31 protein-coding genes are annotated in these 23,187 nt (G+C 49.9%); 1 reads left to right on the forward strand and 30 read right to left on the reverse strand.

Annotated features, from left to right (window positions below; all coding sequences use genetic code 11):
• Positions 1–17: 17 nt before the first annotated feature.
• The 28 genes from IEX60_RS10375 to IEX60_RS10510 all read right to left on the reverse strand — a co-directional run bounded on the left by IEX60_RS10375 (position 18) and on the right by IEX60_RS10510 (position 20,689).
• Positions 18–218: a hypothetical protein gene (locus IEX60_RS10375; RefSeq protein WP_188750242.1), complete on the reverse strand. Its 201-nt coding sequence runs from the start codon at positions 216–218 to the stop codon at positions 18–20.
• Between the two features lie 239 nt (positions 219–457).
• On the reverse strand, positions 458–970 hold the full coding sequence (locus IEX60_RS10380) for a hypothetical protein (RefSeq protein WP_188750244.1): 513 nt from the start codon (positions 968–970) through the stop codon (positions 458–460).
• A 3-nt stretch (positions 971–973) separates the two neighbouring features.
• A complete protein-coding gene (locus tag IEX60_RS10385; RefSeq protein ID WP_188750246.1) occupies positions 974–1,843 on the reverse strand; it encodes a hypothetical protein in 870 nt (289 codons plus the stop codon).
• Between the two features lie 40 nt (positions 1,844–1,883).
• Positions 1,884–2,198: a hypothetical protein gene (locus tag IEX60_RS10390; protein ID WP_188750248.1), complete on the reverse strand. Its 315-nt coding sequence runs from the start codon at positions 2,196–2,198 to the stop codon at positions 1,884–1,886.
• A 16-nt stretch (positions 2,199–2,214) separates the two neighbouring features.
• Complete coding sequence (locus tag IEX60_RS10395) at positions 2,215–2,766, reverse strand: hypothetical protein (RefSeq protein ID WP_188750250.1); 552 nt, start codon at positions 2,764–2,766, stop codon at positions 2,215–2,217.
• Positions 2,767–2,778: 12 nt separating this feature from the next.
• Complete coding sequence (locus tag IEX60_RS10400) at positions 2,779–3,576, reverse strand: DUF4099 domain-containing protein (RefSeq protein ID WP_188750252.1); 798 nt, start codon at positions 3,574–3,576, stop codon at positions 2,779–2,781.
• Between the two features lie 10 nt (positions 3,577–3,586).
• Positions 3,587–4,183: a M23 family metallopeptidase gene (locus IEX60_RS10405; protein WP_188750254.1), complete on the reverse strand. Its 597-nt coding sequence runs from the start codon at positions 4,181–4,183 to the stop codon at positions 3,587–3,589.
• A complete protein-coding gene (locus IEX60_RS10410; RefSeq protein WP_188750256.1) occupies positions 4,180–4,608 on the reverse strand; it encodes a hypothetical protein in 429 nt (142 codons plus the stop codon). The genes IEX60_RS10405 and IEX60_RS10410 overlap by 4 nt, the downstream gene beginning before the upstream one ends.
• 24 nt (positions 4,609–4,632) lie before the next feature.
• On the reverse strand, positions 4,633–6,672 hold the full coding sequence (locus IEX60_RS10415) for a type IV secretory system conjugative DNA transfer family protein (protein WP_188750258.1): 2,040 nt from the start codon (positions 6,670–6,672) through the stop codon (positions 4,633–4,635).
• A gap of 76 nt (positions 6,673–6,748) precedes the next feature.
• Positions 6,749–7,180, reverse strand: a complete 432-nt coding sequence (locus IEX60_RS10420) for a hypothetical protein (protein ID WP_188750259.1) — start codon at positions 7,178–7,180, stop codon at positions 6,749–6,751.
• A gap of 32 nt (positions 7,181–7,212) precedes the next feature.
• On the reverse strand, positions 7,213–8,052 hold the full coding sequence (gene traN / locus IEX60_RS10425) for a conjugative transposon protein TraN (RefSeq protein WP_188750261.1): 840 nt from the start codon (positions 8,050–8,052) through the stop codon (positions 7,213–7,215).
• Positions 8,053–8,063: 11 nt separating this feature from the next.
• Positions 8,064–9,260, reverse strand: a complete 1,197-nt coding sequence (gene traM, locus IEX60_RS10430) for a conjugative transposon protein TraM (RefSeq protein WP_188750263.1) — start codon at positions 9,258–9,260, stop codon at positions 8,064–8,066.
• Positions 9,257–9,682: a hypothetical protein gene (locus IEX60_RS10435; RefSeq protein ID WP_188750265.1), complete on the reverse strand. Its 426-nt coding sequence runs from the start codon at positions 9,680–9,682 to the stop codon at positions 9,257–9,259. Before IEX60_RS10435 ends, traM begins: the two co-directional genes overlap by 4 nt.
• The gene (traK, locus tag IEX60_RS10440; protein ID WP_188750267.1) at positions 9,660–10,280 is read right to left on the reverse strand and encodes a conjugative transposon protein TraK; all 621 of its coding nucleotides are present in this window, start codon (positions 10,278–10,280) and stop codon (positions 9,660–9,662) included. The genes IEX60_RS10435 and traK overlap by 23 nt, the downstream gene beginning before the upstream one ends.
• Before the next feature lie 9 nt (positions 10,281–10,289).
• Positions 10,290–11,426: a TraJ family protein gene (locus tag IEX60_RS10445; protein ID WP_229717510.1), complete on the reverse strand. Its 1,137-nt coding sequence runs from the start codon at positions 11,424–11,426 to the stop codon at positions 10,290–10,292.
• An 11-nt stretch (positions 11,427–11,437) separates the two neighbouring features.
• Positions 11,438–12,226, reverse strand: a complete 789-nt coding sequence (locus IEX60_RS10450; RefSeq protein ID WP_188750269.1) for a hypothetical protein — start codon at positions 12,224–12,226, stop codon at positions 11,438–11,440.
• A gap of 4 nt (positions 12,227–12,230) precedes the next feature.
• The gene (locus IEX60_RS10455) at positions 12,231–12,914 is read right to left on the reverse strand and encodes a hypothetical protein (protein ID WP_229717511.1); all 684 of its coding nucleotides are present in this window, start codon (positions 12,912–12,914) and stop codon (positions 12,231–12,233) included.
• A complete protein-coding gene (locus tag IEX60_RS10460; RefSeq protein WP_188750271.1) occupies positions 12,911–13,570 on the reverse strand; it encodes a hypothetical protein in 660 nt (219 codons plus the stop codon). Before IEX60_RS10460 ends, IEX60_RS10455 begins: the two co-directional genes overlap by 4 nt.
• Complete coding sequence (locus tag IEX60_RS10465) at positions 13,567–14,229, reverse strand: hypothetical protein (protein WP_188750273.1); 663 nt, start codon at positions 14,227–14,229, stop codon at positions 13,567–13,569. Before IEX60_RS10465 ends, IEX60_RS10460 begins: the two co-directional genes overlap by 4 nt.
• Before the next feature lie 33 nt (positions 14,230–14,262).
• Positions 14,263–16,743, reverse strand: coding sequence for a TraG family conjugative transposon ATPase (locus IEX60_RS10470; RefSeq protein WP_188750275.1), 2,481 nt, complete (start codon positions 16,741–16,743; stop codon positions 14,263–14,265).
• Positions 16,724–17,014 carry a DUF4133 domain-containing protein gene (locus IEX60_RS10475; RefSeq protein WP_229717512.1) on the reverse strand — a complete coding sequence of 97 codons (291 nt, stop codon included), beginning with the start codon at positions 17,012–17,014 and terminating at the stop codon, positions 16,724–16,726. Before IEX60_RS10475 ends, IEX60_RS10470 begins: the two co-directional genes overlap by 20 nt.
• A gap of 8 nt (positions 17,015–17,022) precedes the next feature.
• A complete protein-coding gene (locus IEX60_RS10480) occupies positions 17,023–17,334 on the reverse strand; it encodes a DUF4134 domain-containing protein (RefSeq protein ID WP_188750279.1) in 312 nt (103 codons plus the stop codon).
• 33 nt (positions 17,335–17,367) lie between these two features.
• Positions 17,368–17,682 (reverse strand): DUF4134 family protein, encoded by a 315-nt coding sequence (locus IEX60_RS10485; RefSeq protein WP_188750281.1) that lies wholly within the window; start codon positions 17,680–17,682, stop codon positions 17,368–17,370.
• Positions 17,683–17,687: 5 nt separating this feature from the next.
• The gene (locus tag IEX60_RS10490) at positions 17,688–18,035 is read right to left on the reverse strand and encodes a hypothetical protein (protein WP_188750282.1); all 348 of its coding nucleotides are present in this window, start codon (positions 18,033–18,035) and stop codon (positions 17,688–17,690) included.
• On the reverse strand, positions 18,032–18,409 hold the full coding sequence (locus IEX60_RS10495; protein WP_188750284.1) for a hypothetical protein: 378 nt from the start codon (positions 18,407–18,409) through the stop codon (positions 18,032–18,034). Before IEX60_RS10495 ends, IEX60_RS10490 begins: the two co-directional genes overlap by 4 nt.
• A complete protein-coding gene (locus IEX60_RS10500) occupies positions 18,406–19,041 on the reverse strand; it encodes a ParA family protein (protein WP_188750286.1) in 636 nt (211 codons plus the stop codon). The genes IEX60_RS10495 and IEX60_RS10500 overlap by 4 nt, the downstream gene beginning before the upstream one ends.
• A gap of 24 nt (positions 19,042–19,065) precedes the next feature.
• Positions 19,066–20,262 (reverse strand): relaxase/mobilization nuclease domain-containing protein, encoded by a 1,197-nt coding sequence (locus IEX60_RS10505; protein WP_188750288.1) that lies wholly within the window; start codon positions 20,260–20,262, stop codon positions 19,066–19,068.
• A 10-nt stretch (positions 20,263–20,272) separates the two neighbouring features.
• Entirely contained in the window at positions 20,273–20,689 is a 417-nt protein-coding gene (locus IEX60_RS10510) for a plasmid mobilization protein (RefSeq protein ID WP_188750290.1), read from the reverse strand.
• Positions 20,690–20,707: 18 nt separating this feature from the next.
• Here IEX60_RS10510 and IEX60_RS10515 point away from each other — a divergent pair, with 18 nt between their 5' ends.
• Positions 20,708–20,986 (forward strand): hypothetical protein, encoded by a 279-nt coding sequence (locus tag IEX60_RS10515; protein WP_188750292.1) that lies wholly within the window; start codon positions 20,708–20,710, stop codon positions 20,984–20,986.
• 241 nt (positions 20,987–21,227) lie between these two features.
• On the opposite strand, the gene IEX60_RS10520 is transcribed toward IEX60_RS10515, so the two are convergent.
• Together IEX60_RS10520 and IEX60_RS10525 are read right to left on the reverse strand one after the other, a co-directional pair.
• Positions 21,228–22,208: a DUF8464 domain-containing protein gene (locus tag IEX60_RS10520; RefSeq protein ID WP_188750294.1), complete on the reverse strand. Its 981-nt coding sequence runs from the start codon at positions 22,206–22,208 to the stop codon at positions 21,228–21,230.
• A gap of 625 nt (positions 22,209–22,833) precedes the next feature.
• Positions 22,834–23,094, reverse strand: a complete 261-nt coding sequence (locus tag IEX60_RS10525) for an RteC domain-containing protein (RefSeq protein ID WP_229717513.1) — start codon at positions 23,092–23,094, stop codon at positions 22,834–22,836.
• Between the last annotated feature and the right edge of the window lie 93 nt (positions 23,095–23,187).

Below are 23,187 nucleotides of genomic sequence, written 5' to 3' on the forward strand. Positions count from 1 at the left end.
TTAAGTATTAAAAAGGGTCAGAGAATATCGTTGATTGTAAAATCCATCTGCCTGCCATCCACCAATAGTGTTACCCGGCATTTGAGTTCGGCTTTTCCGATACTGTGTACCGGAAAACGACGACCGTTGAGATAGTAGTGGGGCGAAGAAGGATCGAGTTTAAGTATGGCATAGCCAGATGCCCTGATCCGGTCTATGCGCTGGAATAGTTTTTTCATTTGCAATGACTTGATGATGGAAAAATCCCCCTGTCATAGGGTGGTCCTGTGTGTTGGCAAAGGCATGGTGGTCAGGTGCGCAAGTGTTGGTTGGCCATGGTTGGGTGCGCTGCTGACCTCCATGCGTGCGTGCCCGAAGGTGTGCGGGCGTTCATGTCGCTGGAACGCACTCGGCGTTAGCGTGGTGCGCAGCGGCAAAAGAACGATCCGCTCTCCTGCAAGGCAATGGGCGGGTCAGTCTAACGGCCTCTTTTCCTGTCTGTGGATAGGTCGTTGGATTTCCATGGGGTTTGACTGGTATCGTTCTTTCTGTGTATTTCGGCAAGCCGCTTTTTTAAAAGGCAGGAAAACAACCCCAGCTCACGGAGACTGAACGTGCGGTTCAGTAAAAAATCATCCACGAGCCTCTCCGTTCCCTTAGGCTGTGTCTCAGTCTGTGCCCTGTTGATGAATTCCCGCACTTGCTCCGCCGGGGGTTCGAGGGTTTCCTCCTGCAGACAGGTATATGAGTATGATTCCCGACCCTCATGGGGAATATCAAAATCGAGTTTATAGCTGACGGATAGTTTTTCAGCCAATTGATTAAGCTCCTTTATCGGCGGTGACCATCGGGATTCAAATAATACGTAATCTTCCGATACATAAATATCAAGAAAAGGGAATGCATTGTTGCCTAAAGAAGCAAAATGGGATAATGCTTTATCACTGTTCGGGCCGATAAATGTTATGTGGTTGGAGCAATAGTTTGCCATGGTTTACCTCCCCCGTTTACGTCCTGTGTCCAGCTCGGTTTCCTGCACCCAGGGCTGCTCAACTTGCTGCGTTTGCTTAGGATCATTGCCGACCTCCTTGGCTTGTTCCTGTTCTGTTTTTTTAGTCTTGGCCTGCTCGGGGAAAATAGCCTCATCACGTATCTCGACCATGTTTTTATCATAGATGTCAATGGTCTTGATCTGAGGATTGGCAGCGATGGTTACCGGAACACTTTTCTTGCCGATGGTCATTTCGCCATGGTAATAGTTGCCGTTTCGCATAGTGGTCATGGCCTCCTGCAACTTTTCAGGAACATCAAGCCCTTTAATCGGGTATTTTGCAATCGCTTTGCCAAGGTCATAACCATATTCCGGGCGGAAGGTACGCAGGGGATGGTTGCCATAGGCATCGGTCACGTCAAGGTTGAGTTTGAACCACATCGATATTTTTTGGGGCTGCCCCTCGCTCTGCTCCCTGTTTTCATTGTGGCCCCGTAGATACACTTCCTTTTCAAAGGAAAGGCCGGACAATAGCTTATATGCCTGCAATGCCGTTATACGGTGGTCTCTCATCAGATCAAAGGTTTGTTCCCTGACAATGGGGTCGTCTTTCCTTGTCAAGGTTACCTTATAGTTGTTGAGAAAGTACATATCGCTTTCTTTGGATCGGTTAAAATTGATCTTGAAATCGATGTTTTCCGTTCTCATAGCGTTGTTCTCCTTGCTTTCTGCTGGCCTCATCCGGGTAGCGATGCCAAGACTAAAGTTGGGCATCTCCCGGCTTATTGCGGTTTCCAGCACATCATTGAGTTTTTTACCGAAGCCAAGATTTTCTAATGTTTTCTTCAGGTATTCCAGATTTTTCTCATTCATGTCGTTTGAATTTTGAGGTTTTAAAATGTTCTTTGAGTGATCAGAAAAGGGTCAACTGCTCTCGTGGTGGTGGCTTGTAGCCGTTTTGTAGTGCGAGGCTCTCGCCGATGGAGGTTACCAGTTCCTCAATGGAACCGTAATCCGTTCCGTTTAGCGCCTGTGTGTGAAAAAAATGGGATCGGTATCCAGTTTCGCTGATGACATAAGATTCTGCTCGGTACTCGATGTGACTGATTAATGGGTCTTTTTGATTTTCCCGCTTTTCAGGCCAATAGAATTTATAGTCGACCTTTACGGGGAAGCCGAAAACCTTTATCTCGAGGCTTGTATTCTGCTTAAAGTGTTCGGGTATCATGATACTACATTTGGGTTTATTGGTTATTTAAACTACAAGCAAGCATCGATGCAAAGGACACAAACCCTTTTGGTTTGAGGGTTCGATAGGAGGAACGTATCCCGGTGATCGTCCGAAAGCGGTGCAGAGAAAACTTCTCTTTAGGAATTTCGAAGGTGTTGCCCTTGTAATTAAAAGATACCTTTCCGTCAATAAGAGTGAAGAGGGCATCCCTGTTCATTTGCCATAACGATACCTTGCAATCAAGTACCTTGCCGCATAGGTCGTCGTCGAATACACCGACCGTCCTCGCATTGGGAAACAGCCTTTTCAGTTCCTGCAATTGTCCAGCTGTTGGTATTGATCCCAAGGCCGTGAACACATTGCTGCCGGGTTTTTGGAGCAGGTGGGGATACAGGTGACAGAAGCACAGAGTGTCAATGGCGGAGTGAAACATGAAATGCTGCCTTGCCATGTGTGGTTCTGCCACACCCGCTGTGCCACTAAAACACGCTACGCTATCGGGCGTGAGGGTGACGAACCAAGGGCGGAAGTAGTCCATGACATCTGGACAGATTTGCTTGAGCATTTGCATGCTGAATTAGCGACTGCGGCCTTTCCCATGCACCTGTTGCTGTTTTTGTTCCTGCTCATTTTCATATTGGTAGACAGGTGCTTGTTTTGTTCGCTGCATCTGTTGCATATCCTGCAGTGCTCTTTGATAGCCCTCTGTGTACGCATCTTTCTGTGCGTTTTTGCTGCCAAAAAGGTTGCGCAGGCCACGGAGCAACATGTAAGAAATCCCTCCATCGAGGATGAGCGAGTACATGAGTGCATCCCTGTTGGAAGTGACCCCGCTACGGCTGCTCGCTCGGCGTTGCAGGCGTGTACCATCCGAAAGCTGGACAACCTCGCCGTTACGGTACTGCTCTTTCTGAAGTTCGGAAAGTTTCTCGCCATTGATTTTTGCTGGCGCCTGTACCTTTTGGGGGTCTGAGGAAATGAATTCGCGGGTCTCCGGATCGTATTCAATGACCCATGTCTTTTTCTTGCCGTCTCCTGTCTGATAAGTTTTCAGGACATGGGTCAGTGCTCCCTGCTCAAGCTGGTCTGCTTCGGCCTCCAATAGCATCGGGTGTTTCTTGATATCCCGGTAGATGGGGTGAAGCTGTATGGATATATGTCCGGTTTCAGCCCTTTGCAATGATAGTTTAGCATCCATTTTTGTGATGTGGATTCCATCGCCGTGTAGGTCTTGCAGGGTGATAAGGTCTGTCCTGTTCCCTGAAAGCAGGGCTTCGATGTCTTCATCCGAAAGATTGGGTTTGCCATTTTTCATCAGACCGAGTTTCCGTAGATCCCCTATCGGGAGATCGCTTTCTATAAATTGATTTTCCATAAAAAATTGATTATTTTTCGTTTTCGATATGTTGCAAAATGCTTTGCAGGAACTTCCACGGGTCAATGTAGGTGCCGTTCCTGCGGATGCTGAAATGCAAGTGTTCTCCTGTTGTTCGCCCGGTATTGCCTGTAATACCCACAGGATATCCGGCGGAGACAGACTGTCCGTTAATTACCGTTACCCGTGATAGGTGTCCGTAGGTACTCTTTACAAACCCATGGTCGATACATACGTAGTTGCCAAGGTTTCTGTGGTAGCCTGTGGATTCGACCGTTCCCTGCATCATGCTTCGGACAACCCCTGCCCGGATGGCAAGGTCGATACCGTTGTGGAAGCCCTGCTTGCCAGTAACGGGATGCCTGCGCCACCCAAACCCCGAAGTAATCCTGTATTCGGCTAAAGGCATGACAACTTTCGGTGCCGAAGGGTTGGGCAGGACATGGATATCATTGTGGTTCATGGCAATGACCGGAGCCTCACGAACGGGTGTTGATCCCTCCATTGGATAAAGTGCTATCCGTTTGGTTGGTACTTGGGCCAATATCAGATGAGGTAAAAACAGCATGATTAGAAAGATGGGGAGGTTCAGTCCACTCAGGGTCATCGCCTTGCTCCTTTCTGCCAGTATGGGTGCATCTCCTCCGGGAGCATCAGTTCCAGTCTGCTTGTAAGGGAGACCGTTACCAAACGGAGGATCCGTTCGTTCGAGAGTGCCATGCGGAAGGCTTCATGTTGCTGTGCCAGCGTTCCATTCTCAAGGATTGCATTGATGTCGGTCAGGGTCTTGAGTTCCTTTGCATCAAGTTGCTGATATCCATCCGTCATGTCACGGGACAGTTCCCTGTACGATTTGAGTACCAATAGGGCATCTGTAAGATAAAGGGATTTTTCTCCGTCCTCGAAGCTGACCTCTATTATTTCGTTGTCATAGCTTACATGGGAAATTGTGCCGAGATGCCCTTGCCTATCTGCCGGGTCTGTTGGTAACAGGGGATGCACCATTACGGGTTTGCCTATTAGTTCCTTCATTTCATTGAGTTCTTTTATTTACAGTTATTGCCTGAAGCCCGGGCGCATGGAACCCTTGCCCTGCGGAGCAGGTCTGGGGGGTGTGGCAGGTTTGAATTTTGAGACGACATCCTGTATCTCCTTGTTGATACGGTCAAAATTCTGCATGAGTATCTCGTTCTTGCGATCTCCGAAATCATAGAATATCGGTAGGTCGGGATAGGCTTCTTCCTCTTTACGGATGGCTTCGAGGTCAAGGTCTATACGGCAGTTTACAGCGGATGTCTCGAATTGTCCGGTATATTTATCGACGGCATCCGATGCAAGGATGCCGACCATTTCGCCTGCCTTGAGTGATGCGATCTTGCCTGCCGGTATGAGCGGTTCGAGTTTCTCATTTATGGATAAGGATGTTTTTGTCCGGTCGATGGAAAGGCTCTCGCCCATCTGTTTCACTTTTCCAAACAAGCGTTCCATCCATTCGAGGCCGTCCTTGTCACGGATCGATCCGCTGAGGATGTTTCCTACGATGGAGGTGATCGTGTCAGCGGTTTCCTTGCCGTACTGTTGCCTGAACATGGTCAATCCCTGCACCCCCAAGATGGCAGAAACGCGATTACTTCTGGCCTGTGAGATGATATCCTGAACTTTGAAAATATACAAAGTTGGCGCCTCGTCCACCACCAGACCCACGGGGATATTGCCCCTTGTGTTGATCAGTTTGGTAATCCGGTTGATGACCACGGAATACGATGCGGAGTTCGTACTCTGCGTATTCGGGTTACTCGCCAATATCAGTATGGACGGTGCTTTCGGATTGCTTATCTTGAGGTCGAAATCGTCGCCCGAGAATACCCAAAAGGTTTCCTTGGTAGCCAAACGGCTGATGAAAATCTTGAGCGTACCGACCTGCCCCTCAAGTTGGTCAAAAGCACGTGCCTTATATGCGGTCATGAAAGGCGAGAGGAGAGACCCAAGTTCCTTGTTACTGAACAGTACCGTAAAGATTTCCTCGTAGGATCGGTTAAGGAATGCCAGTACGTGTGGGAAGCTGGAATACCTCCCTCCCTCGTACTTGCTGAAAAAGTATATACAGGCAGCCAGAAAGTTGACGGCGGATTGTGTGAAAAACTGGTCGCTCCCGCTTGCCTTGTCTCCTTTCTTCATCGCTTCCACCAATGCCTCAGCAGTTTCGGAGGCTTCGGCCAAAGTCTGCAAATAATCACTTCGCCACGGATTGATGCGCCTGCTTTTTTCAGGCTCGTTCAGGTTAATCACATGAAACTGAAAATCTTTCAGTTTTCCCTGTTGTTTACCGAGCAGGTAATGGTAATACGTAACCTCTCCAAGATCCGGGAACTTAAAATCGAATACGCAGAGTGTCCATTCCAATGCCACCAGTTGGCGGATGATCGGCATGAAAACCGAGAAGCTTTTGCCCGATCCCGGGGTTCCGATTACGAGGCAGCCCCTGAATAAATTCTCAAGCACTATATATCCCTTGCGTACCTTTTTCTTGTAATAAAAGAGCATGGGGATGTTGACGGCATTGGGCGTGATCTTGGGTTTGGTCGGCTGCATGAAAGATTCTTCTTCCACGTTCCACCTGTCCTTTCCGATCCGTGAGCCGATGATCTTGGACACGTTATCCATGGCGGTGTGGAGCAGAAGTGTGCCGATAATACTGCACCCGATGTAACCGAGATCATACCAGCTCGTGTAGGGCAAAGGCCATCCTCCCTGTTTGCCGTAAAACCAAAGGCTTGCCGATAGCAGCAACAATCCGGCTACCAGTGGATAGGCAATCGCATTCTTGGGGTTGAGGTCTTTTTCTTTTCGACTGAGTGTACCGATGGACACGAGGCAAATCAGGATCAAAGTGAACAGTTTGCTGTGGAGCGGGTAATGGTAGATGGCGATCCGTGCCAATCGTTCGAGGAAGTGTGAAAATCCGTAACGCTCGCTGATTGGACTGACCGCAACTTTTTCCGCATAGATGAACATAAGGATGTCTATCGCTACGGACAGGTAAATGCCGAATTGCAGGAAGCGGAGCATCGCCTGCTGTTCTTTAGTTTCCTCCATAAATGATTTGATTTGAATGGTCGGAAGGCAATTCTGCCATTCCGTTGTTAAGGGGGTAAAAACTTTGAGGGGGCTATTAACGCCCCCTCCCCGGTTTCTGTTGTTGGTCGGGTCTGTCTAACTGAAACCCGATCCTGTCCTCAACGCTGAATACAATAGCTTTGGAAATCCTGTCATGGGTCATTGCCCAATCAAGTGCTTCCTGTTGGACTTCCGGTATTCTGGTTGCATGCAGCTGATACATTTCCAAAATGTCTACGACTTCCGAGGCATCCATTTCGAATATACCTATTTCAGTCCGCAATTTATCCACTACGAGTTCCGGGGGGATGAGCATTAACAGGGCATCCGTGCTGTAAAGGCCTATTACATCATTTTTGAACCTGACGTAAGCGAGGCGGTCTTCATCAACGAGATGGGTAATTGTTCCCATCTGTCCTTGCTTATTTACCGGATCTTGTGTCAGCTCGGGATGTACCATGACCGTTGTTCCAATCAAGTCTTTCATCAAAATTTGGTTTTAAAGGGTTACAACAAAGCTTAGAAACTGTCCGCGCCAAGGACATCCTTATACCTGATCTTCAGTGTTATTGTCCTGCCGGATATCTGCTTTTCGGAAAGCTCCACATTCAGCACCTTGCTTGCCGGGAACGTTGCTTTTTTCAGGACATAGATATTCCGGTAAGTACGCTTGAAAGAGCCATGTGGATAGAGTTGCCAAATCGGCTTTATCTCGATGGATTGGACGTTGGTAGCCTTGGTGATCTTCCTGTCCTCAATCTTAAATCGCATCTCGTCGATATCGTAAGCAAGATTGGTGGAATTGCGGTAGGTAATGTCCAAGAGTACAAGATTGCCTACCGTGTAGATGTTGTTGAGTTCTGCACGTATGCCGTAGTCACTCGCCTTGCGGATGGGTGCGGTGTTGCGTTTTGAAAGCAGGCCAAGAGCGTGATTCAGTAATTCCGGTGTGGTCATTTCGACAGGAACATGAAGCGGACGGGTATGTCCGGGCAGGATATTGAAACTGGTCGCCAGTCCACTTTCCGGCACTCCCTTTATAGCGTGCAGTTGGTATTGCGCGATGAAGCTTTCGCCGATGACCGTCACGACTCCGAGACTGCCCGATTGATGACATGCTGTATTGGCCGAGTCGGGAACCCACTTGAGGCGAAGAACGTTTTCCTCGGGAAGGTCGCCGACTATGTCATGTGTGGAAATATCCACATAGCGTATAGGTTCTGGGGATATGACGTGCAGAGAGGTGTTGGCATCCATGATGATGCCGGGCAGTTCGTCACGGTAGGTTCCTGCTTTTTCCTGTGCGCTGAGGTGGGTTCCTGCGAATAGCAGGGATAGGATAACGATTAATGTTTTCATTTACGTGGTGTTTAATAGTTCTTTTGGGTGTTGCGTAATTGTTCGGGATCGATTAGGTAGACCAGTGTATTGTATTTGATTTTAGCCTTGTTTTGCCGGATGGCTTTACTGACCGCCGTGCTGGTGGATTGGAACATTTTCTGCACCATACTCATGACCAGTTGGCTGTTATTTTCGGCGGCCTGCTGTAAGGTGATACCCTGACTTGCATTGCCCCCGAGGTCTTTCGTGAATTCACGGAAAGCCGAGGCGGGGACATACAGCCCCTGTAGCCCATCGTGGTCGTAAACCTCGAGCCTGACCGGGAGGATGTGCTGTCCGTTCATGATAGAGGTCACGCTGAGATTGACACGCTGTCCTGTGAAGCCTGATATCTGGGCATAGATGTAGGTTCCCTTTTTGATAAGGAAGCTACCCGCCGTCATGTCCTCAAGTAGTCTTATCCGTAGGCGTGATCCTGCGTATCCCTTTATGTCCTGGTCAACGATGGCGGTTATAAAGGTTTCGTTGCGATCCGGTGTGACGGTATTAAAGACAGAGGTGTTGCCATTTGCCTTGCTGACAGCAAGGGTGGTCTGTTGCTTACGTTCGGTCTCAAGCAGTTCAGCCTGCCTAAGTCTTTCCTGTTCGGCACGGTATTCCGGATCGTTGGCCTTGCCCAGACTGTCGACGAGTTCCATCTGTTTCCTGAACAGTTCCATGGGGTCGGGTTGTGTGGGCTGGGATTGGGCATGTGGCGTATCGTCAGATTGCCTTGCCATGGCGAGTGCTTCTGCCAAAGCCTTGTCATGGGCATCTTCCGAATCTGGAGTCGGTACCTGTGTAACTGCATCGGGGAATACCGTTCCGGGACTTGGGCCATAACGTCCTTTCATGACCTTATCGATGGAGTCGAGCATCCTCCGTTCGCTTTCGTTGTACAGTGTATTGGGCACTTCGGAGGAGGCTTGTTCCTCCTGTATGTGGCCTATGGCCGTATATCCATCGGATTGTTTGTACTGGTTGCGATAGGCATCAAGTTTATCCGATAGCGCCCGATTGCGTACCTGATCGGACACATGTGGCAGATCGGTCTGCAGGGAGTCCTTTCCGGCCTGCGGTGGCTGCTCCTTGCCAAAGCTGCTTTTGTACACATAGAAGAATATACAGAGGAATGGGAGCAGGATGAGCGGTATGACGTACCGTGGTTTTCTAAAATCTATTTTCATGGATTGCTATTTTTATGGTATATGGATTGCTGGATCAGCTCAAAGCGTTTTAACGCATCGGTAAGCCGGATGCTGTCCGTAGCATCGAGACTGTCCTTTCCGATAATGGCGGCGATGGTATCCTGTAGGGCAGTTACCTCCTGCAAGGCACCGTAAGTACCCATCATATCGGTGATGCCATTGCCTATGCCGCTTGCCGGAGGTTTTGGAAAAGCGGGCAGCGCATGTGGGGTGTTTACACGCATGACGGTAAACGCGAGGATACCGGAGCCGATGATACAGACGAGCATACCTGCAAGGAAATGGAACGGATACCGTTCCACCGACCGACGTGCAAATGCACCGATCTGTCGAAGATATTGACGGATGCCACCTGTTTTCCCTGTATCGGGATCGGGGTTAGAAGGTGTTTTTCTGGACATTTTGTAAATCTTTGTTTTCGAGTGTTTTCCATCCGGTGATCAGTACGGCGTGAGGGTTGTTGTCCGAGCGTATTTCGAGATCTGCGAGGTAGCCCTCGGTAACGAGGGAGCGCACAATTGTGGAACTCCGTCGGTCTATCTTCTGCGTACCGTAGTAGCGGAAGTAACGCTGTGGCATATCGATGTGTATGCTGTCGGTGCGGATGGTCAGTACGGCACTTGAGGAAAGAATGGAATTGAAAAAGCCTTTTTCCTTGAGGTTGTTGTACTGGAGCGCACCACTCTCGTCGATGAGGTACATTGCCTGTTTCATCTGATGCTCTATGAACTTGTCGTCAGGGGTAAGCGAAAAGAACAGGCTATGGAAGCGTCCTACGTGCGAGCGGTATTCCGCTTCACGGTTCATCTGTACATCGGTCTGCCTTGCGGGCATCGGCACATTCGCCGCATCTATGATATAGATGCTCTTTCGTGCATCCACCACCTGCCGATAGGCAAAGAAAGACACCGCCAGTACCATAAGCACCGCTGCGATCAGGCTACCTGCCGAAAGGAATGTGGCAAGGCGCACCTTGGATTCTATATTCTTGATAATCATTGTTTCTGTTTATCTTTTGGTTATTATTCTTGCCATCATGCGGGACATTCCCGATGCTCCCCTGCCCACGGTAGAGGCCGCTGATGAGATGCCGGAGGTGGAGATGATCCACGTGGAGATGCTCGGTACGGTGAGCATGGTCAGGGCACCGATGACAAATGTGCCGATGACGATACCGAATGAGAGGATTCCGTTACTTGCGAACACGGTCAGCTTCTCGAGATCGGCACCAGTCGTTCCCACCAATGCCTGATACCGGGTGATCTCCGCTTCCATGGCGTAATGCTGGAAGAGCGATGCCACGTACATGACCAGATAGGCAATGCCCGAATAGAGGTTGACCGAGACAAAACGTGCTATCCATGTGCTGAACGAGTCTCGAAAGGCGGGCAGGATACTGGCGGCTACGGAAAAAGGGCCAAGTATGATCAGGATCGTCGAGAAGATGATCTGTATGATAAAGATGACGTATACACAGATGCGTAGGAGCCATACCGCAAGGGTTTCCAGTATGGAGGTTGCCAGCAATTGCAGGTTTACCTGTAAACGGTTTCGCATCTCGACAATGGGATTCCATACTTCGGCGAAGCCCTCTTTCACAGAGGACTTGACGGATTCCCATGCCTTTCCGTACCATGTGTCAGCCTCTATCTTTGCGGTTTCGGTCTCTGCCTGTACGGTGAGCAACTGATCGGCAAGGTCGACCATCAGCTTGGCTCGCTGGAGACGGAGGTTGTTGACCTCGGTCTGGCTTCCATCGAACATGGCTTCGGTCTTGTTGGCCACGATGTCCGTGGGATAGGCAATGACACGGGTAAAGGTCGGCCACCAAAGAATGACTATGACCAGACCGAACGGTCTGAGCAAAGGCATAATCTCCATCTGCTTGTCGCCTGCCATCATTTCATAGGTCTTGATGGCAAAAAATACAAGCATAAAGATGGCACAGAGTGCCTGTGCATCAGCAATAAATGCATCGTAGTGTGTCCAGATGGTATTCTTCATCTGTTTGAGGAAGTGCATCATGCCCTCCTCATAGACACCGTTCCCCTGTAGAAAATTGAAGATATCCTTAAAGGAGTCAGGTACACTGACGGGGCTTCCCTGAGCAAGGACGCCCCCCGTGAATAATGTTGTAAGATTCATTCGGAAATGTTTTAGAGTTTGGATTTGCTTAGCACGTCATCGGCAATCTGACTGTCCGTCCTGCCGGGCGGTACGGTAACGGCCTGCCCGGATTGCCGAACATTCTCATTGGTCTTGGTCAGCGACAGATAAAGTTTTGCCCTTTGTTTCTTTGTTTCCCACATGGAGGAGAGTTTTCGGTACTCATCAAGCATCCTATGGTAGGCAATGATGCGTGATCCCCTGTCAAGGTTTGTAGTCCTTGCGCCCTCGAGGCGTTCGGCAAGTGTCCGGGTTTCTTCGAGATACCAATCCAATGCGCCAGTGCGGGTGAGGTAATCCCTGACCGTGGGTTCCGTTCCGTCCAGAGCAGATGGGCCATTGGATTGCAGCAAGGGGTGGAATTCGTGCTTGTAATAAAGTTGCCATAACGGGTCGGTAGCTGAGACGGCACCGGCATAATTGACCGTTTCGGTAAGGGCGGTATTGCGCAGGGTATCCGCATGCTTCTTGTAGGCCTCCTCGGTGTTCTTCATTGCGGCTACGAGCAACAGTCGCTGTGTCTGGGGCCCGGAAGCACTCAGTGGCCGCAGGTCTGTCTTGGGGTAATTGGGATGCCACGCCCATGTGAGCCAGTATTGATAATTGAGGCCGAGAAAGCCCTTTGTGGGCGTGAACTTTTTCCGATCCCACTGTTTGAATACCATACGTTCCTGCTGGTGTACGATATGTTTGTCCGTCTGTCTTTTGACGTTCTGCGCCACTGCCTGCATCAGTGACAGCAGGGCAATGGCAGGCCATAGGATAAGGTGGATTTTCATGTTGTCATTGTTTTAAGGTGTTGATCTTGTAGATGATGTCGTCGACCAGCCGTTTGTCTTGGTTGATGAACTGCCCGTAGGGATTGAGTGTCCTGAATATGCCATTGAATTTCGCCCAGTACATGGATCGGTGCATGCTGTACGCAAGTGCCCTCATGACACGTAACTCGAGGACAATTTTGCGAAGTAGGGCATCCCGCTTTTCGTAGTCCATCAGTACGTTCTGCCCCTCTTTGAGGATAAACCCGGAAACTTCACTGGCAAGGTTTACGCCCCGGTTTTTCATCTGTTGGGCCACATCCTCGGCAAAGAGAAGCAGGTGCGGTGCACCCCTTGCGGTCTGTATCATCAGGTCACATTCATGGATGATCTCGGCACCGATCTGACCGATCTGGCGGACGGTCAATCCGGTACGAAGTGCCTGGTCTACTTCGGTCAGCGCACGGTGGATCATGTCCTGTACCAATACCACGGAACTGACATTGAGATTGATGTCGTCCAACCGTTCTTTGATCGTGCTGAGGTAGCTGTTGTGGGTAACTTCAGCGGCTGATCGCACTGCGGCATTCTCACCGACGATGGCAAGATGTTTGGCATCGTAGATGATGGTGACGTAGTTCTGTCCGTAGGCCTTTGCCGTACCCAATAGGATACAGAGTATTAGGGGGATGGATTTGCTTATATTCATTGCCTGATCTGTTTAAGTTTCGAGAGGATATTGTCGACGAGTTGCCTGTCACGGTTGACGAATTCCGAAAAGGGATTCATGGATTCGAGCATCCTCTTTCGGTTGGTGTAGTACATATTTGCCGCCAGCCCCCGGGATGTTCCGGCTATACGCCTGAGTTCGGTCAGCACGTGCCCGAAGAGCAGTCTTCGGTCGCTGGCTTTCATCTGGTTAAGGTCGCCTAAGCTGATGGCAAGCGCATAAAGGTATCGGCTAAGCATGTACGCCCTGTCGGCAATGTCCATCTCCGTTTGGTATGCCAAGGCAATGAGCAGGGGATCATCCCCGGCCAGCCTGACGATGGTCTTTTGGTGCTCGATGATCTCCGTGATGATGGGGGCTGCGTGTATGCCGATTTGGGTGGCATCGATGGCAAGCCCGAGGGTATGGAACCTCCGTTGCAACCTACGGTACTTTTGCTTGAGTTCGTCCATTTTGGAACGGTTGACTTCTTCGTTGGCCGAGGTAACGGCCTGCCTGTTCCGTGCTGTCTGTTGGCGGCTATGTTCATCTTTGCTGTGCTGCACCAGTTGGTGGAGGAGTTCCACGTTCAGTTGGGCATGGACTTGGTTGGATAGCGCGACCCAAAAAAGCCCCATTATGAAAATCGCCCTCATTGCCGTAGGTATTTGGCATTGCGGATGATATCATCGGCGATGCGTTTGTCGATGTTTATAAAGCCAGCGTATGGGTTAAGGGAGTTCAGTATGCCACGCTGTTTTGCCCAATACATGGATCGGTACATTCCGTAAGCCACCCCACGCAGGATGGTCAGTTCCGAGACGATCCGGTTGAGCAGCTTTGCACGTTCGCCTGAGTCCATGAGGTTATCCTTTCCCCCTCGGGTGACAAAGGAACCTACCTCGGTAGCCAGTGCGGTCGCCCGGGTCTTGAATTCCCTTGCGCCCTGTTCGGCAAACAGGAGCAATACGGGGTTGCTCCCCGCAATATCCATAGCCCGGTTCACATCCCGGACGATATCCGAACTTATATCGGCAATGTCCTTTATCGCAAGGAGGTTGCGCGCGACCGCTGAGACTTCACTGAGACCTTTATATATCTTGTCCTGCAGGTCGTTGACGATGACCAGTTGCCCTGTCACGGCAAGCTGTCCTCGCTGGATAAGCGTAAGGTTATCATTGGTGGTATTGAGCTGTCCGTTGATGACGGCGGCATGGGCTGCTTCAGCGGCTGCCACGGCGGGATCGATATAGATCTGTGCCCTTAGTCCTGCCGCGAAAAAAAGCAGGACGAGTATAAAACATAATTTTTTCATCGTTGTATTGTGCTAAAGGGTGGATAATAGGATTCACGTCGTGGCGGGCAATGGAAGTGCCGTCTGGTTGATCTTGGAAACAAATGCACCAAGCGGAAGACCGCTTGCCTGCAAATCGGCTACAAATGCCTCGAGTCCTGCCTGATAGTTTCCATGTTCCTGAACGTAGATCTGCACGGCATTTTTTTCGGGCTTTTCGGTCGTGTAGCATAGGTATTGGTAGAGGGATACCTCTACACCGTAGACCTCGCCAGTAGCACCCCTACGTATATAGACCTCTTTGAACCTGCCCCGTCCGTCCTTGTTCTCCAGTTGGTTAATCGTAAAGATCTTGCGCCGTTCTGTATCACTGATGGACAGCAGTTTGGCAATGGCATCGTAGTTCTCCCGGAATTTGGACTGATCCAACAGACAGATGGTATCGGAGTTGGCGAGGATACTGTCCTTGACGATGGCATTGCCCAATATGTCGCCAAGTTCCTGCGTGACCACGATAACCTCTCCCCAAAATTTCCGCACGGTTTTGTACAGATAGAGGATGTATCCAGCCATTAGGGGGCTTGCAATCGCTTTCCATGCTTCCTCGATAATAAGGGCTTTTCGTTGCGAGGTTCGGTGACGCATCTTTTGCAGGAATACGTCCATGATGATCAGCGTCACGATAGGGAATAGGATTTTGTTCTCTTTTATGTTGTCAATTTCGAATACGATAAAAGGTTCGGCAAATAGGGAGGCATCGGCATCCTCATTCAGCACCGTACCGAATTCCTGCCCGGAATGGAACTTTCGTAGGACGTATCGGTATTCGTCAAGATCAAAGGTTACCGATTCCTGTTCGGTGATTTCACGTATCCTCTCCACGGAATACGTATAAAAGGAGTCGAAGTCCAGCTTTGCAGGTCTCCGTGGATTCTGGGGCCCGGGGTCGAGCCAAAAATGCTCATAGTAGTAGGAAGATAGCACATTGGACAGTACCGTATCCTCAATTTGCGTAAGGTGCCCGTCCGCTCCTTTCCAGAGTAGGGCAATCAGGGTTTTGAGGAAATCCTTTTTTTCGAGATTGAACTCTTTTTGTGTCATGGAAAAAGGATTCATGGAAATGGGCTTTTCCTCCGTGTAGGTTATGTACTTTCCTCCATAGTAACTGCACAGCCCCGAGTAGCTATCTCCGGTGTCGACGATTACCACGTCCATGTTGTAGAGGCAGTACTGTTCTACGAGCGCATTCATGAAAAAAGATTTTCCCGATCCACTGGGGCCTAATGTAAATTTTGACCTATTGTTCAATCGGCCTGTATTTAGGTTTGCGGGGTCGATGCCTACTGGAATCCCTTGTCTATCCGTGAAACGGATAAGGAAATCAGATTTTTCGTCGACCTGCATGGACTCCTTGAAAAGCAGGCAGAGGCCTGCATCGGACGTGGTCAGGAACCAGTCGTATTTTTTGAGTTCCACGCTATTGCCGGGTAATGCCGTGCGGAACAGCTCAAGCTGGTTATAGGCATTTCGTGAGGGAATGATGCCCTGCTGGAACAAAGCCGCTTCGATGAAGTTTGTCGCCTTGTCAACCCTGCTCTCGTCTGCGCATAGGACAATATTGAAGTGGGCATTTACGAGGAGTTGGTTCTCCCGAGCCACGTCCACCAATAGCTGGTCGATATCTTCCACACAGATCAGGTTTGCCGGATCGGGTACACCCGAGTGCCGTTTGCGCTTGAGTTCGAGTTTATTGAGCGTTGCCTGTTGCCCGGGTATTTCGATTAACTGGTTGTAGACAATACATCGATAGTCCGGTGCTTGGTGTAGGAAGAAGAGATTGTCGACAGGAAACTCCCGGAGGTTCTTGCCGTCGTGTTTATGCCTGTACGTGCCTATGGTCTCCGGCAGGTCTATGGTATCGGTATTGATGAGGCTGATGCTCCGTATGGATCGGTCGCCCATACCGATTTGCCGTTCTCCGGCGAGCAGGTTGTCCAGCACGATGTTATCCGAAGAGAAGTCCATGGCAAGGATGCGTGACACATAACGATGGATTTCCTGCTCGCTCAACCGATGGGGTTGTAGACCTGCACCTTGCAAGAGATCGTGTACCTTGTCCATGTGCTGTCCGAAATCGACGAGTACCTTGGGGTCGTGGACATAGAATGTACCTTTTTTGACCTGCCTTGTAATGGTCAGGTAGGTTGAGATATCGGTGTACTCCCTGCCATGGAAGTGTTCGTTATACTTCTGTTGGAGGAACTCGGTCGCTTTGCCCACTTGGTATATCTTTCGGGAGAAGATATCCTGCTTCTGTATGATGTAACCCTCTCCAAGTATCTTGATGAGATTGAGGAGCACGCCATGGTAGGCCGTATAAGGCTCGGGGTCGGCCCCGTACTGCATGACGGGGTTTCGCAAAAGGAAGATGGCGGAGAAATCGCCCTTTTCCCCATAGAGCAACGCCTCGTCCTGATAGTGGTCGATGCCAGCGTATGGTATTTTGAACGCTGTTTTAGGGTGATGGGTCTGCATAGTTTTTCTTAAGGTGTAAGGGATGGATGAATACGCCTTTGTGGCGGGTCTTGTCGTGCAATCCGTCTTTCTGTCGGTAAAAGGTAAATGTCAGCCCACCAGCTATGGCGATCACGGCGATCGTACCTCCGAGGTACATATTGGTCAGTGCCCCTGTGAGGCCTCCTCCGACCAGTCCGAGTGCGAGGGAACCGATCCCCCAGCCGATGAACTTTCCTTTGAAACCTTTGTAAACAAGGGGCTTCTGCAGCCCCTTGTAAATAGCGTACATACGGATCATCACACGCCGAAGAATGCCTTGATGACCACTGATACCAAGACGAGGAAGATGCAGGATCCCATCCAGCCCATCAATTCCTTGTTGATGTCCTGGTCGCCGGAATTCCATTTGATATAGACACGGACACCGCCTATGATCCCGACAACGGCACCAATCGCCAGCGTCAATGTCGATACGGGATCGACGTAACTGGTCAGTGAGGACGTCGCTGCGTTGATGCCCGTGGCACCGCCTCCGGTCTGGGCATAGGTTTGGATTGCTGCAAGGACAAGCGCAGCGGATGCGAACAGTTTTTTTGTTTTGACTGTCATTGGTAATACGAAATTAAAGGGTGAAAAAATGGATTAACTGATTCCGTAGAGTGCTCTGAGGAAAGCGCCGACAAGGATCAGGAACAGGCAGGAGAAAAACCAGCCCATGACCTGTGCATCGATATGGTGGTGCTTGCCGGACTGCCAGTTGGTGTAGATGCGCAGTCCTCCGAGTATGCCTGCAATGGCTCCGATGACCAGTACCAGATCGGAAAGGCTGAAATACCATCGGTGCATTTCGCCAGAAGCACGGTAGAACTCATTGATGCCGGGCTGTGCAATGGCCATTGCAGGCCGGATACAAAAAAGGACGGCTGCTGCCGTCCATGACCTGAACCGTTGCCACATATTCTTTAGTAAGGTATGGCACCGGTATGCTCGATCAGGTTGTTCTTTGCAAGGTTGAACAGATCCTTGATCCCGACCGCTCCTGTGGATATTACATTGCCGGGTATGCCAATGGGGGCTACCTTGGGTGTGATGGGTTCCGATGGTTCCTCACTGGCGGGTTCAGGTTCGACAGTAGGCTGTTCGATATACTCGATAATCTCGGGCCGGATATCTTCTTCGAAGAACAGCGTGTCTCCCTTGCTGTCGGATGCAGGGGGTCTGCGGGACATGAGCAGGTCGTAGAGGAGGTTAAGACCATAATAGACCAGATAGACGAGGGTCAGGGTAAGTAGGAAACTTGTCCAGTTCATAGTTCTGTGTTTTTAAGTGTTTCGTGAATATGCCCGGGCAGCCATGGGTGCTGGGCGATGTATTGGTGCAGGCAGTAGACGATGAAGCGGTTCATGTCCACGCCTTTGGCGAGTTTGATCCGCTTGAGCAGGTTCATTGTCCTTTTGTCCACACGGATGAGGCTTTTTTCTGTTCCCTCGATCCGGAATTCCCCGATGGATTGGAAGAATGCGTTTGCCCTTTCCCCATCGGGGGACGGTTTTGGAGGCTTTTTAGGTTTCTTTTCAATGGGAGGCAGCGGGTCTTTGTTTTTTGCAGTTGCAAGGCTGTTATCCGTTTCGCCAGTACGGAGCTTTTCACGGAGTTGGTCGGCGAGCGATTTTATTTCGTTCATGTTGTACTCCTTTTCTCTATGTAGTTGCCATGGATCAGGTCGAGTGTTGGCAATATGGCAGGTAGCACGATAGCCGGCGTATGGATGGTGTCCACTCGTTGGAAATCTATGCGGTCGGCGATGCCGGGGGTGACCGTTCCGAATTGGGACATGACCTTGTCCACCTCCTGTCGGGTATCGTAGCGCACGGTTGCCTTGATCCGGTTGGGGATGAAGACAAGTGGCGCACGGTTGTTGATTTTTGCCGTGACCATGGCAAACAGCAAGGTCGAGTCCACGGAAAATTCATCGTAGTTGAACGGGCAGAGGATCAGGTCTCCCGACAGGATGACCGGGATCAGCCCATCGTCATCCATCTTGCCCGGCAGATCGATCAGCACCGTCTCTTTGGGGTTCTTGGTCAGTACCTGTAAGAGTACGGGAAAATGGGTAAGGTCTACCGGGATGACCTCGTATGGAGCCTCGTTTTCGAGAACCTTTGCCTTGTCGTATTTGGAGGATACGGACTGTTGGTAGTCCATGTCGAGCACGGTGACCTTTCGGGCGTGCACGGATGTGAGGTAGTTGGCAAGGAGCAGGGTGAGCGTACTCTTGCCTGCCCCGCCTTTTTGGTTTCCTATTAAAATGACCATAGTGCGGATGTTTGTTTAGCATTGTTATCTTGTGTTGGTACGTGCCTTGCGCTGGCGGCGACGGTTTCGGCCAAGTATGGCTTCGTCATCGATGTCGTCGGAGATATTGATATCGAGTGTTGGAATAGGCATTTCGATATCGGGTTCGGTGTATCTTGGTGGACTGGTACTCTCGTAGCCGTAGTTATTGTCTTCAACGGATGCTCCGCTATCGAGGTTTTCTTCCCATGGTAGCAGGTCGGTGTCTTCCATAGGCACTTCCGGACGCTCTGCCGAGATGGCATTTTTCTCGGCGACATGCCTTGTATCCTGTTCCTGCGGTCTTGCTATGAATTCTTTCAGGGACATGATCTCTCCTCCCTTGTACACTGCACCTTTCGCATGGTCGATGAGCGTATAGCCATAGGGCGGTTTGCCGTCCTTGCTGTGGAAGATGATCTGTATCCCAAACGTGCCGTGCAGGAATTTCGCAAGTGCCGAGCGGTAGCCGGCTTCGGTATGCTCAACGGACGGGTCATACTGGAGTCGATACCTTTCAATGAATGCCCTGATCTGTCCTACCCTTGCGCTGTCTTTATGCCGGGATGCGATCCTATCATCTACCTTGGATATATCGATGCTGTCAAGTTGGCGACCGTATTTGCTTATGGAATAGCGATTATCCTTTAGGGTTAGGGCATATCCCTGTACTTCGAGCAACATCATGAATTGTGCTCGGGTAGAAAAGTTGTAGGAGAGTGCTTTTTGCAGATGGTTTGCCAAAACCTTTCTTTCGTCCTCCCCCATGACTTGGTTCAGTATCCGGTATGCCCGGAGTTTCTCGTATCTGTCGGAGATTTTCTTGCCATCCTTTCCCACCCGGGTAGACACCAGATGGACGTGGTTATTGGCCGTATCCTTATGGAAGATAAGCAGGTAGGGCTGTTCTCCGTAACCCATGCCCTGCATCCATTTTTTGGCGATGTCGGCAAGTTCTTCCTTGCTGTGCGACCTGCCCTTGGTGGATATGGCAACATGGAACTGCGGATATTTGATACGTGTACTGCGTGAGGAAACAGCTTCGAAGTAGTTGATGTAGTCCTGTGGCCGGAGGTTTTCCATCCCTTGCAGAACACCGAAATTTTTGGCGAGGAGCAATTCGCCACGGTTCTTGTCTACCTTTCCGGTATTGTAGTTAACAGCTTTGAATGTTGCTGATTTCTTGAGTATCTTGACGATCATCGATGTGTGCTTAGGTGTTTTTCATTTCCCGCAGGATCTGCCGGAGCAGTTTTTCGAGTTCCTGTTGGGTGTTGATATAGTCGGAGAACCGTGCATTGAAATATGCCACGATCTGCGGGCTTAGCCTACCTTGTTTGTTCAGCACGTTGGCGTGTCTCGACAACTGGTTGATGTTGTTTCCCGCCCTGCCGAGTTCGGCACCAATGCCATTGAGTGCCCATAGGAGTTCTGCGGGATTGATCAGGGTCACAGCGGCCGAGCCATATAGGACACGCCTGCGGATGACTTCCGTGCGGTTCAGTCCGGATTCTTTCTGTATGTGGAGCAGGGCTTCAAACTCATCATCGGTGAGTTTGGCCTTGATGATGCGTGTCCGTTTTCCGGTCAGCATGGGAGGTCTTCCGACCTTTTTTTTGTCTTTTTTCATGGGTTAAAATGGGGGCTTTTGTCAGCGTTTGGAAGAAAAACCAAGTTGCGCAGGTTTTTCCCCCTTTGCCCTGTGGCTTCCCATCGGGGTGCCGCAGGGCAAAGGCAAGGTGGTTTTCGGGGTACCCGAAAACACAACTTGCAGGGAGTAAAACACGCAGGGTTTTGGTTCCTGACCGGGCGTTTCCCCTTGCTGGCGCTTCAGTGGCTGCGTGGGGAAACGCCGGAGGGTCGTGGGGAGGCTGTTGGCATGCTGGGTTTCTTCCTTGTCTGTTTGGTCGTGTTCCTGTTTTGCTGATATCTTAGCCTATCCGCTATTCGCTATGCAACATAATGGCTTATATAGCTTATCGGTTATCCGTTATGATGGCTCATTGATTGGCTATATAATCATTTAGCCTGCCTATTGGCTTAACTGCCTATTGTTTAATCAGCCTATCCGCTTATTAGGTGTCTACTATGTGGCTTTGTTTGCTAATTGATTAGCCTGCCTATTAACTAAGTGTTTAGCGGATGGGCTTCTTATATAGCCTATTTTGTCATCTGCGGTAGGTCGCCAAGACCTTGTCGAAGATGTTGCTTTCTTCCCATGGGAGACGGAGAGGCGGGCGAGACATCAGCATCTCGTTGTAATCATTGTATCCTGCATAGGTAAGGGATCGGTCTTGGACATGTGGCAATGCCTGTTGCAGGATTTGGAACGCGGTCTCCCCAGCCTTGTCACGGTCAAAGTAAGCATTGATCCGGGCATAGGTTGCGGCCTTGTCTATAGCACTGTCAATGAGGTTGACCGAATTGAGGACAATGACGGAATCTACTGCTTCGGGATTATCACGGAGCCAGCTCAGATAATCCATATATCCCTCGAACACCGAGAGGCAGTCCTCGCTTCCGGGTACAAACGTTATTGCTTTACGCCCCAGACAGGACTTGAAGTCACGATCCCCGATCCTGTTGCGCAGTTCCCATGCCCCGGTCTCGTTCTGCCAACCTGCGGAAAAAAACTCACGTCCTTGTTTTGGACCTGCGGCGATCACATAATGTATCTCTTTCATCCTGCCCTGGGCTTGTTCCCAAATACCCCGGCTTTGGAGATAACGGGAAATGGCTGGATGGTTGCCGAGTTCTCTCACGCCAATTATCCGATAGTTCGGAATACGTGTTGCCTCTTGGCGGGGACGTTTTTCCCGAAAGTCTGCATCGGTAATTTCCTGTATAGGCAGTGCCATGGCATTCCTTATTTTTTCGAGTACCTCGGGGAACGTTATGGGATGCCAATAAGACAATCCGAAGTCGATGACATTGCCTCCCTTTATTCCGGAGGAATTGGCTCCTCCGTGATCGAACCATACGCCGAGATTTTCGTTGACGCATAGTGAGGGTGATTTTTCCTCACGGAGCATGCTCCTATAAAATAATTCTTTGCCCGAGCGGTAGGCCGGAGCATGGCCGAGTCGGGTGAGCAGGTCAACCAGTGAGACCTGATCTTTGATCTGCTCTGCATCTATCCATTTTGTCATTATTTTTTAAGTTAGAAGTTCAAGGTTCGTCATTGATGGTAGGCCTGTGCTGGCAAAAAACAACAAAAGGGGCTTTCGCCCCCTGTTGTCTATTTTTCTGCTGTTGAATATCTACCGTATTCTTATGGTTCATGTTAACGTATCGCTACGGGAGAGGACGCTCTGTATATTACTGTTGTCGGGAATACTCACGTGGGTAACTACATACCCGCCGAAACCGGCTGCCTATGGTTCATCGGTGCGGCACTCCCTGCATACACGTATGCGGCGATAATACTGCCCGACTGCACTATAATTCCCGGCTCGCACCGGGAATGCTTCTTCCCCCAATGTCAAAGAACGTGTCCTTTTATGGGGTCAAAATTGGCAAGGGTGCAGACGGGGCTTTCCCAATATGGGGATGTTGGGATCGATTTTTTTGGGGGGGGATTTTTCGTGGAATGGGAGGTGTTTTAGGTGTTCTTGAAGGCCGGGATATAAAAAGGAATGTGGTTTTTCCAATATCGTAAGGTGCGGAGGATATTATTGCACTGCCTTATGGGAAATGTTGGTTTTTCGGTATGGAAGAAGTCAAATCCTTTCACAAGACTGACATATTGGTATAGTTTTCTTTTTGCTGAAAATATTATGTTTTGGATCGGGTTTTCTTTGGTTTATAACGTAATGATTCCTCAACATGCCCACGGATAGCTTCCCGCATCTCATCGAGACCTTTCGTTAAGCTGATGTTTTTGCGCCGGGTAATATCAATGAACATGCGGTAGGCCTGTGACAGATCTTCATTAAAACTTTCTTCCAGCCACCCTACAATGTCCGAAATATCGGCTTTCCCTCCATTGACACGTCGGGTAAAATATAAGCCATAGGCAAGTTCCACCAAATCCATTTTGCTGCCCTGTAATCTTCCCTTAGCTAGCTACATTCAAAACTAAAGAATTCCAATCAGATTTGCTATTGCTATCCTGTTGGAATGTGGGAA

This window comes from Parapedobacter defluvii (genome assembly GCF_014642075.1).
Lineage (GTDB): Bacteria > Bacteroidota > Bacteroidia > Sphingobacteriales > Sphingobacteriaceae > Parapedobacter > Parapedobacter defluvii.

Coding starts and splice junctions, on each gene's coding strand:
- IEX60_RS10460 (WP_188750271.1), bottom strand. CDS start 13,570: ATGAGGGCGATTTTCATAATGGGGCTTTTTTGGGTCGCGCTATCCAAC.
- IEX60_RS10415 (WP_188750258.1), bottom strand. CDS start 6,672: ATGGAGGAAACTAAAGAACAGCAGGCGATGCTCCGCTTCCTGCAATTC.
- IEX60_RS10375 (WP_188750242.1), bottom strand. CDS start 218: ATGAAAAAACTATTCCAGCGCATAGACCGGATCAGGGCATCTGGCTAT.
- IEX60_RS10505 (WP_188750288.1), bottom strand. CDS start 20,262: ATGATCGTCAAGATACTCAAGAAATCAGCAACATTCAAAGCTGTTAAC.
- IEX60_RS10525 (WP_229717513.1), bottom strand. CDS start 23,094: ATGGATTTGGTGGAACTTGCCTATGGCTTATATTTTACCCGACGTGTC.
- IEX60_RS10435 (WP_188750265.1), bottom strand. CDS start 9,682: ATGTCCAGAAAAACACCTTCTAACCCCGATCCCGATACAGGGAAAACA.
- IEX60_RS10410 (WP_188750256.1), bottom strand. CDS start 4,608: ATGAAGGAACTAATAGGCAAACCCGTAATGGTGCATCCCCTGTTACCA.
- IEX60_RS10445 (WP_229717510.1), bottom strand. CDS start 11,426: ATGAATCTTACAACATTATTCACGGGGGGCGTCCTTGCTCAGGGAAGC.
- IEX60_RS10480 (WP_188750279.1), bottom strand. CDS start 17,334: ATGACAGTCAAAACAAAAAAACTGTTCGCATCCGCTGCGCTTGTCCTT.
- IEX60_RS10520 (WP_188750294.1), bottom strand. CDS start 22,208: ATGACAAAATGGATAGATGCAGAGCAGATCAAAGATCAGGTCTCACTG.
- IEX60_RS10475 (WP_229717512.1), bottom strand. CDS start 17,014: ATGTACGCTATTTACAAGGGGCTGCAGAAGCCCCTTGTTTACAAAGGT.
- IEX60_RS10380 (WP_188750244.1), bottom strand. CDS start 970: ATGGCAAACTATTGCTCCAACCACATAACATTTATCGGCCCGAACAGT.
- IEX60_RS10390 (WP_188750248.1), bottom strand. CDS start 2,198: ATGATACCCGAACACTTTAAGCAGAATACAAGCCTCGAGATAAAGGTT.
- IEX60_RS10465 (WP_188750273.1), bottom strand. CDS start 14,229: ATGAAAAAATTATGTTTTATACTCGTCCTGCTTTTTTTCGCGGCAGGA.
- IEX60_RS10495 (WP_188750284.1), bottom strand. CDS start 18,409: ATGAACGAAATAAAATCGCTCGCCGACCAACTCCGTGAAAAGCTCCGT.
- IEX60_RS10500 (WP_188750286.1), bottom strand. CDS start 19,041: ATGGTCATTTTAATAGGAAACCAAAAAGGCGGGGCAGGCAAGAGTACG.
- IEX60_RS10490 (WP_188750282.1), bottom strand. CDS start 18,035: ATGAACTGGACAAGTTTCCTACTTACCCTGACCCTCGTCTATCTGGTC.
- IEX60_RS10470 (WP_188750275.1), bottom strand. CDS start 16,743: ATGCAGACCCATCACCCTAAAACAGCGTTCAAAATACCATACGCTGGC.
- IEX60_RS10420 (WP_188750259.1), bottom strand. CDS start 7,180: ATGAAAGACTTGATTGGAACAACGGTCATGGTACATCCCGAGCTGACA.
- IEX60_RS10485 (WP_188750281.1), bottom strand. CDS start 17,682: ATGTGGCAACGGTTCAGGTCATGGACGGCAGCAGCCGTCCTTTTTTGT.
- IEX60_RS10395 (WP_188750250.1), bottom strand. CDS start 2,766: ATGCTCAAGCAAATCTGTCCAGATGTCATGGACTACTTCCGCCCTTGG.
- IEX60_RS10510 (WP_188750290.1), bottom strand. CDS start 20,689: ATGAAAAAAGACAAAAAAAAGGTCGGAAGACCTCCCATGCTGACCGGA.
- IEX60_RS10450 (WP_188750269.1), bottom strand. CDS start 12,226: ATGAAAATCCACCTTATCCTATGGCCTGCCATTGCCCTGCTGTCACTG.
- traN (WP_188750261.1), bottom strand. CDS start 8,052: ATGAAAACATTAATCGTTATCCTATCCCTGCTATTCGCAGGAACCCAC.
- traK (WP_188750267.1), bottom strand. CDS start 10,280: ATGATTATCAAGAATATAGAATCCAAGGTGCGCCTTGCCACATTCCTT.
- IEX60_RS10385 (WP_188750246.1), bottom strand. CDS start 1,843: ATGAATGAGAAAAATCTGGAATACCTGAAGAAAACATTAGAAAATCTT.
- IEX60_RS10405 (WP_188750254.1), bottom strand. CDS start 4,183: ATGACCCTGAGTGGACTGAACCTCCCCATCTTTCTAATCATGCTGTTT.
- IEX60_RS10400 (WP_188750252.1), bottom strand. CDS start 3,576: ATGGAAAATCAATTTATAGAAAGCGATCTCCCGATAGGGGATCTACGG.
- traM (WP_188750263.1), bottom strand. CDS start 9,260: ATGAAAATAGATTTTAGAAAACCACGGTACGTCATACCGCTCATCCTG.
- IEX60_RS10455 (WP_229717511.1), bottom strand. CDS start 12,914: ATGAATATAAGCAAATCCATCCCCCTAATACTCTGTATCCTATTGGGT.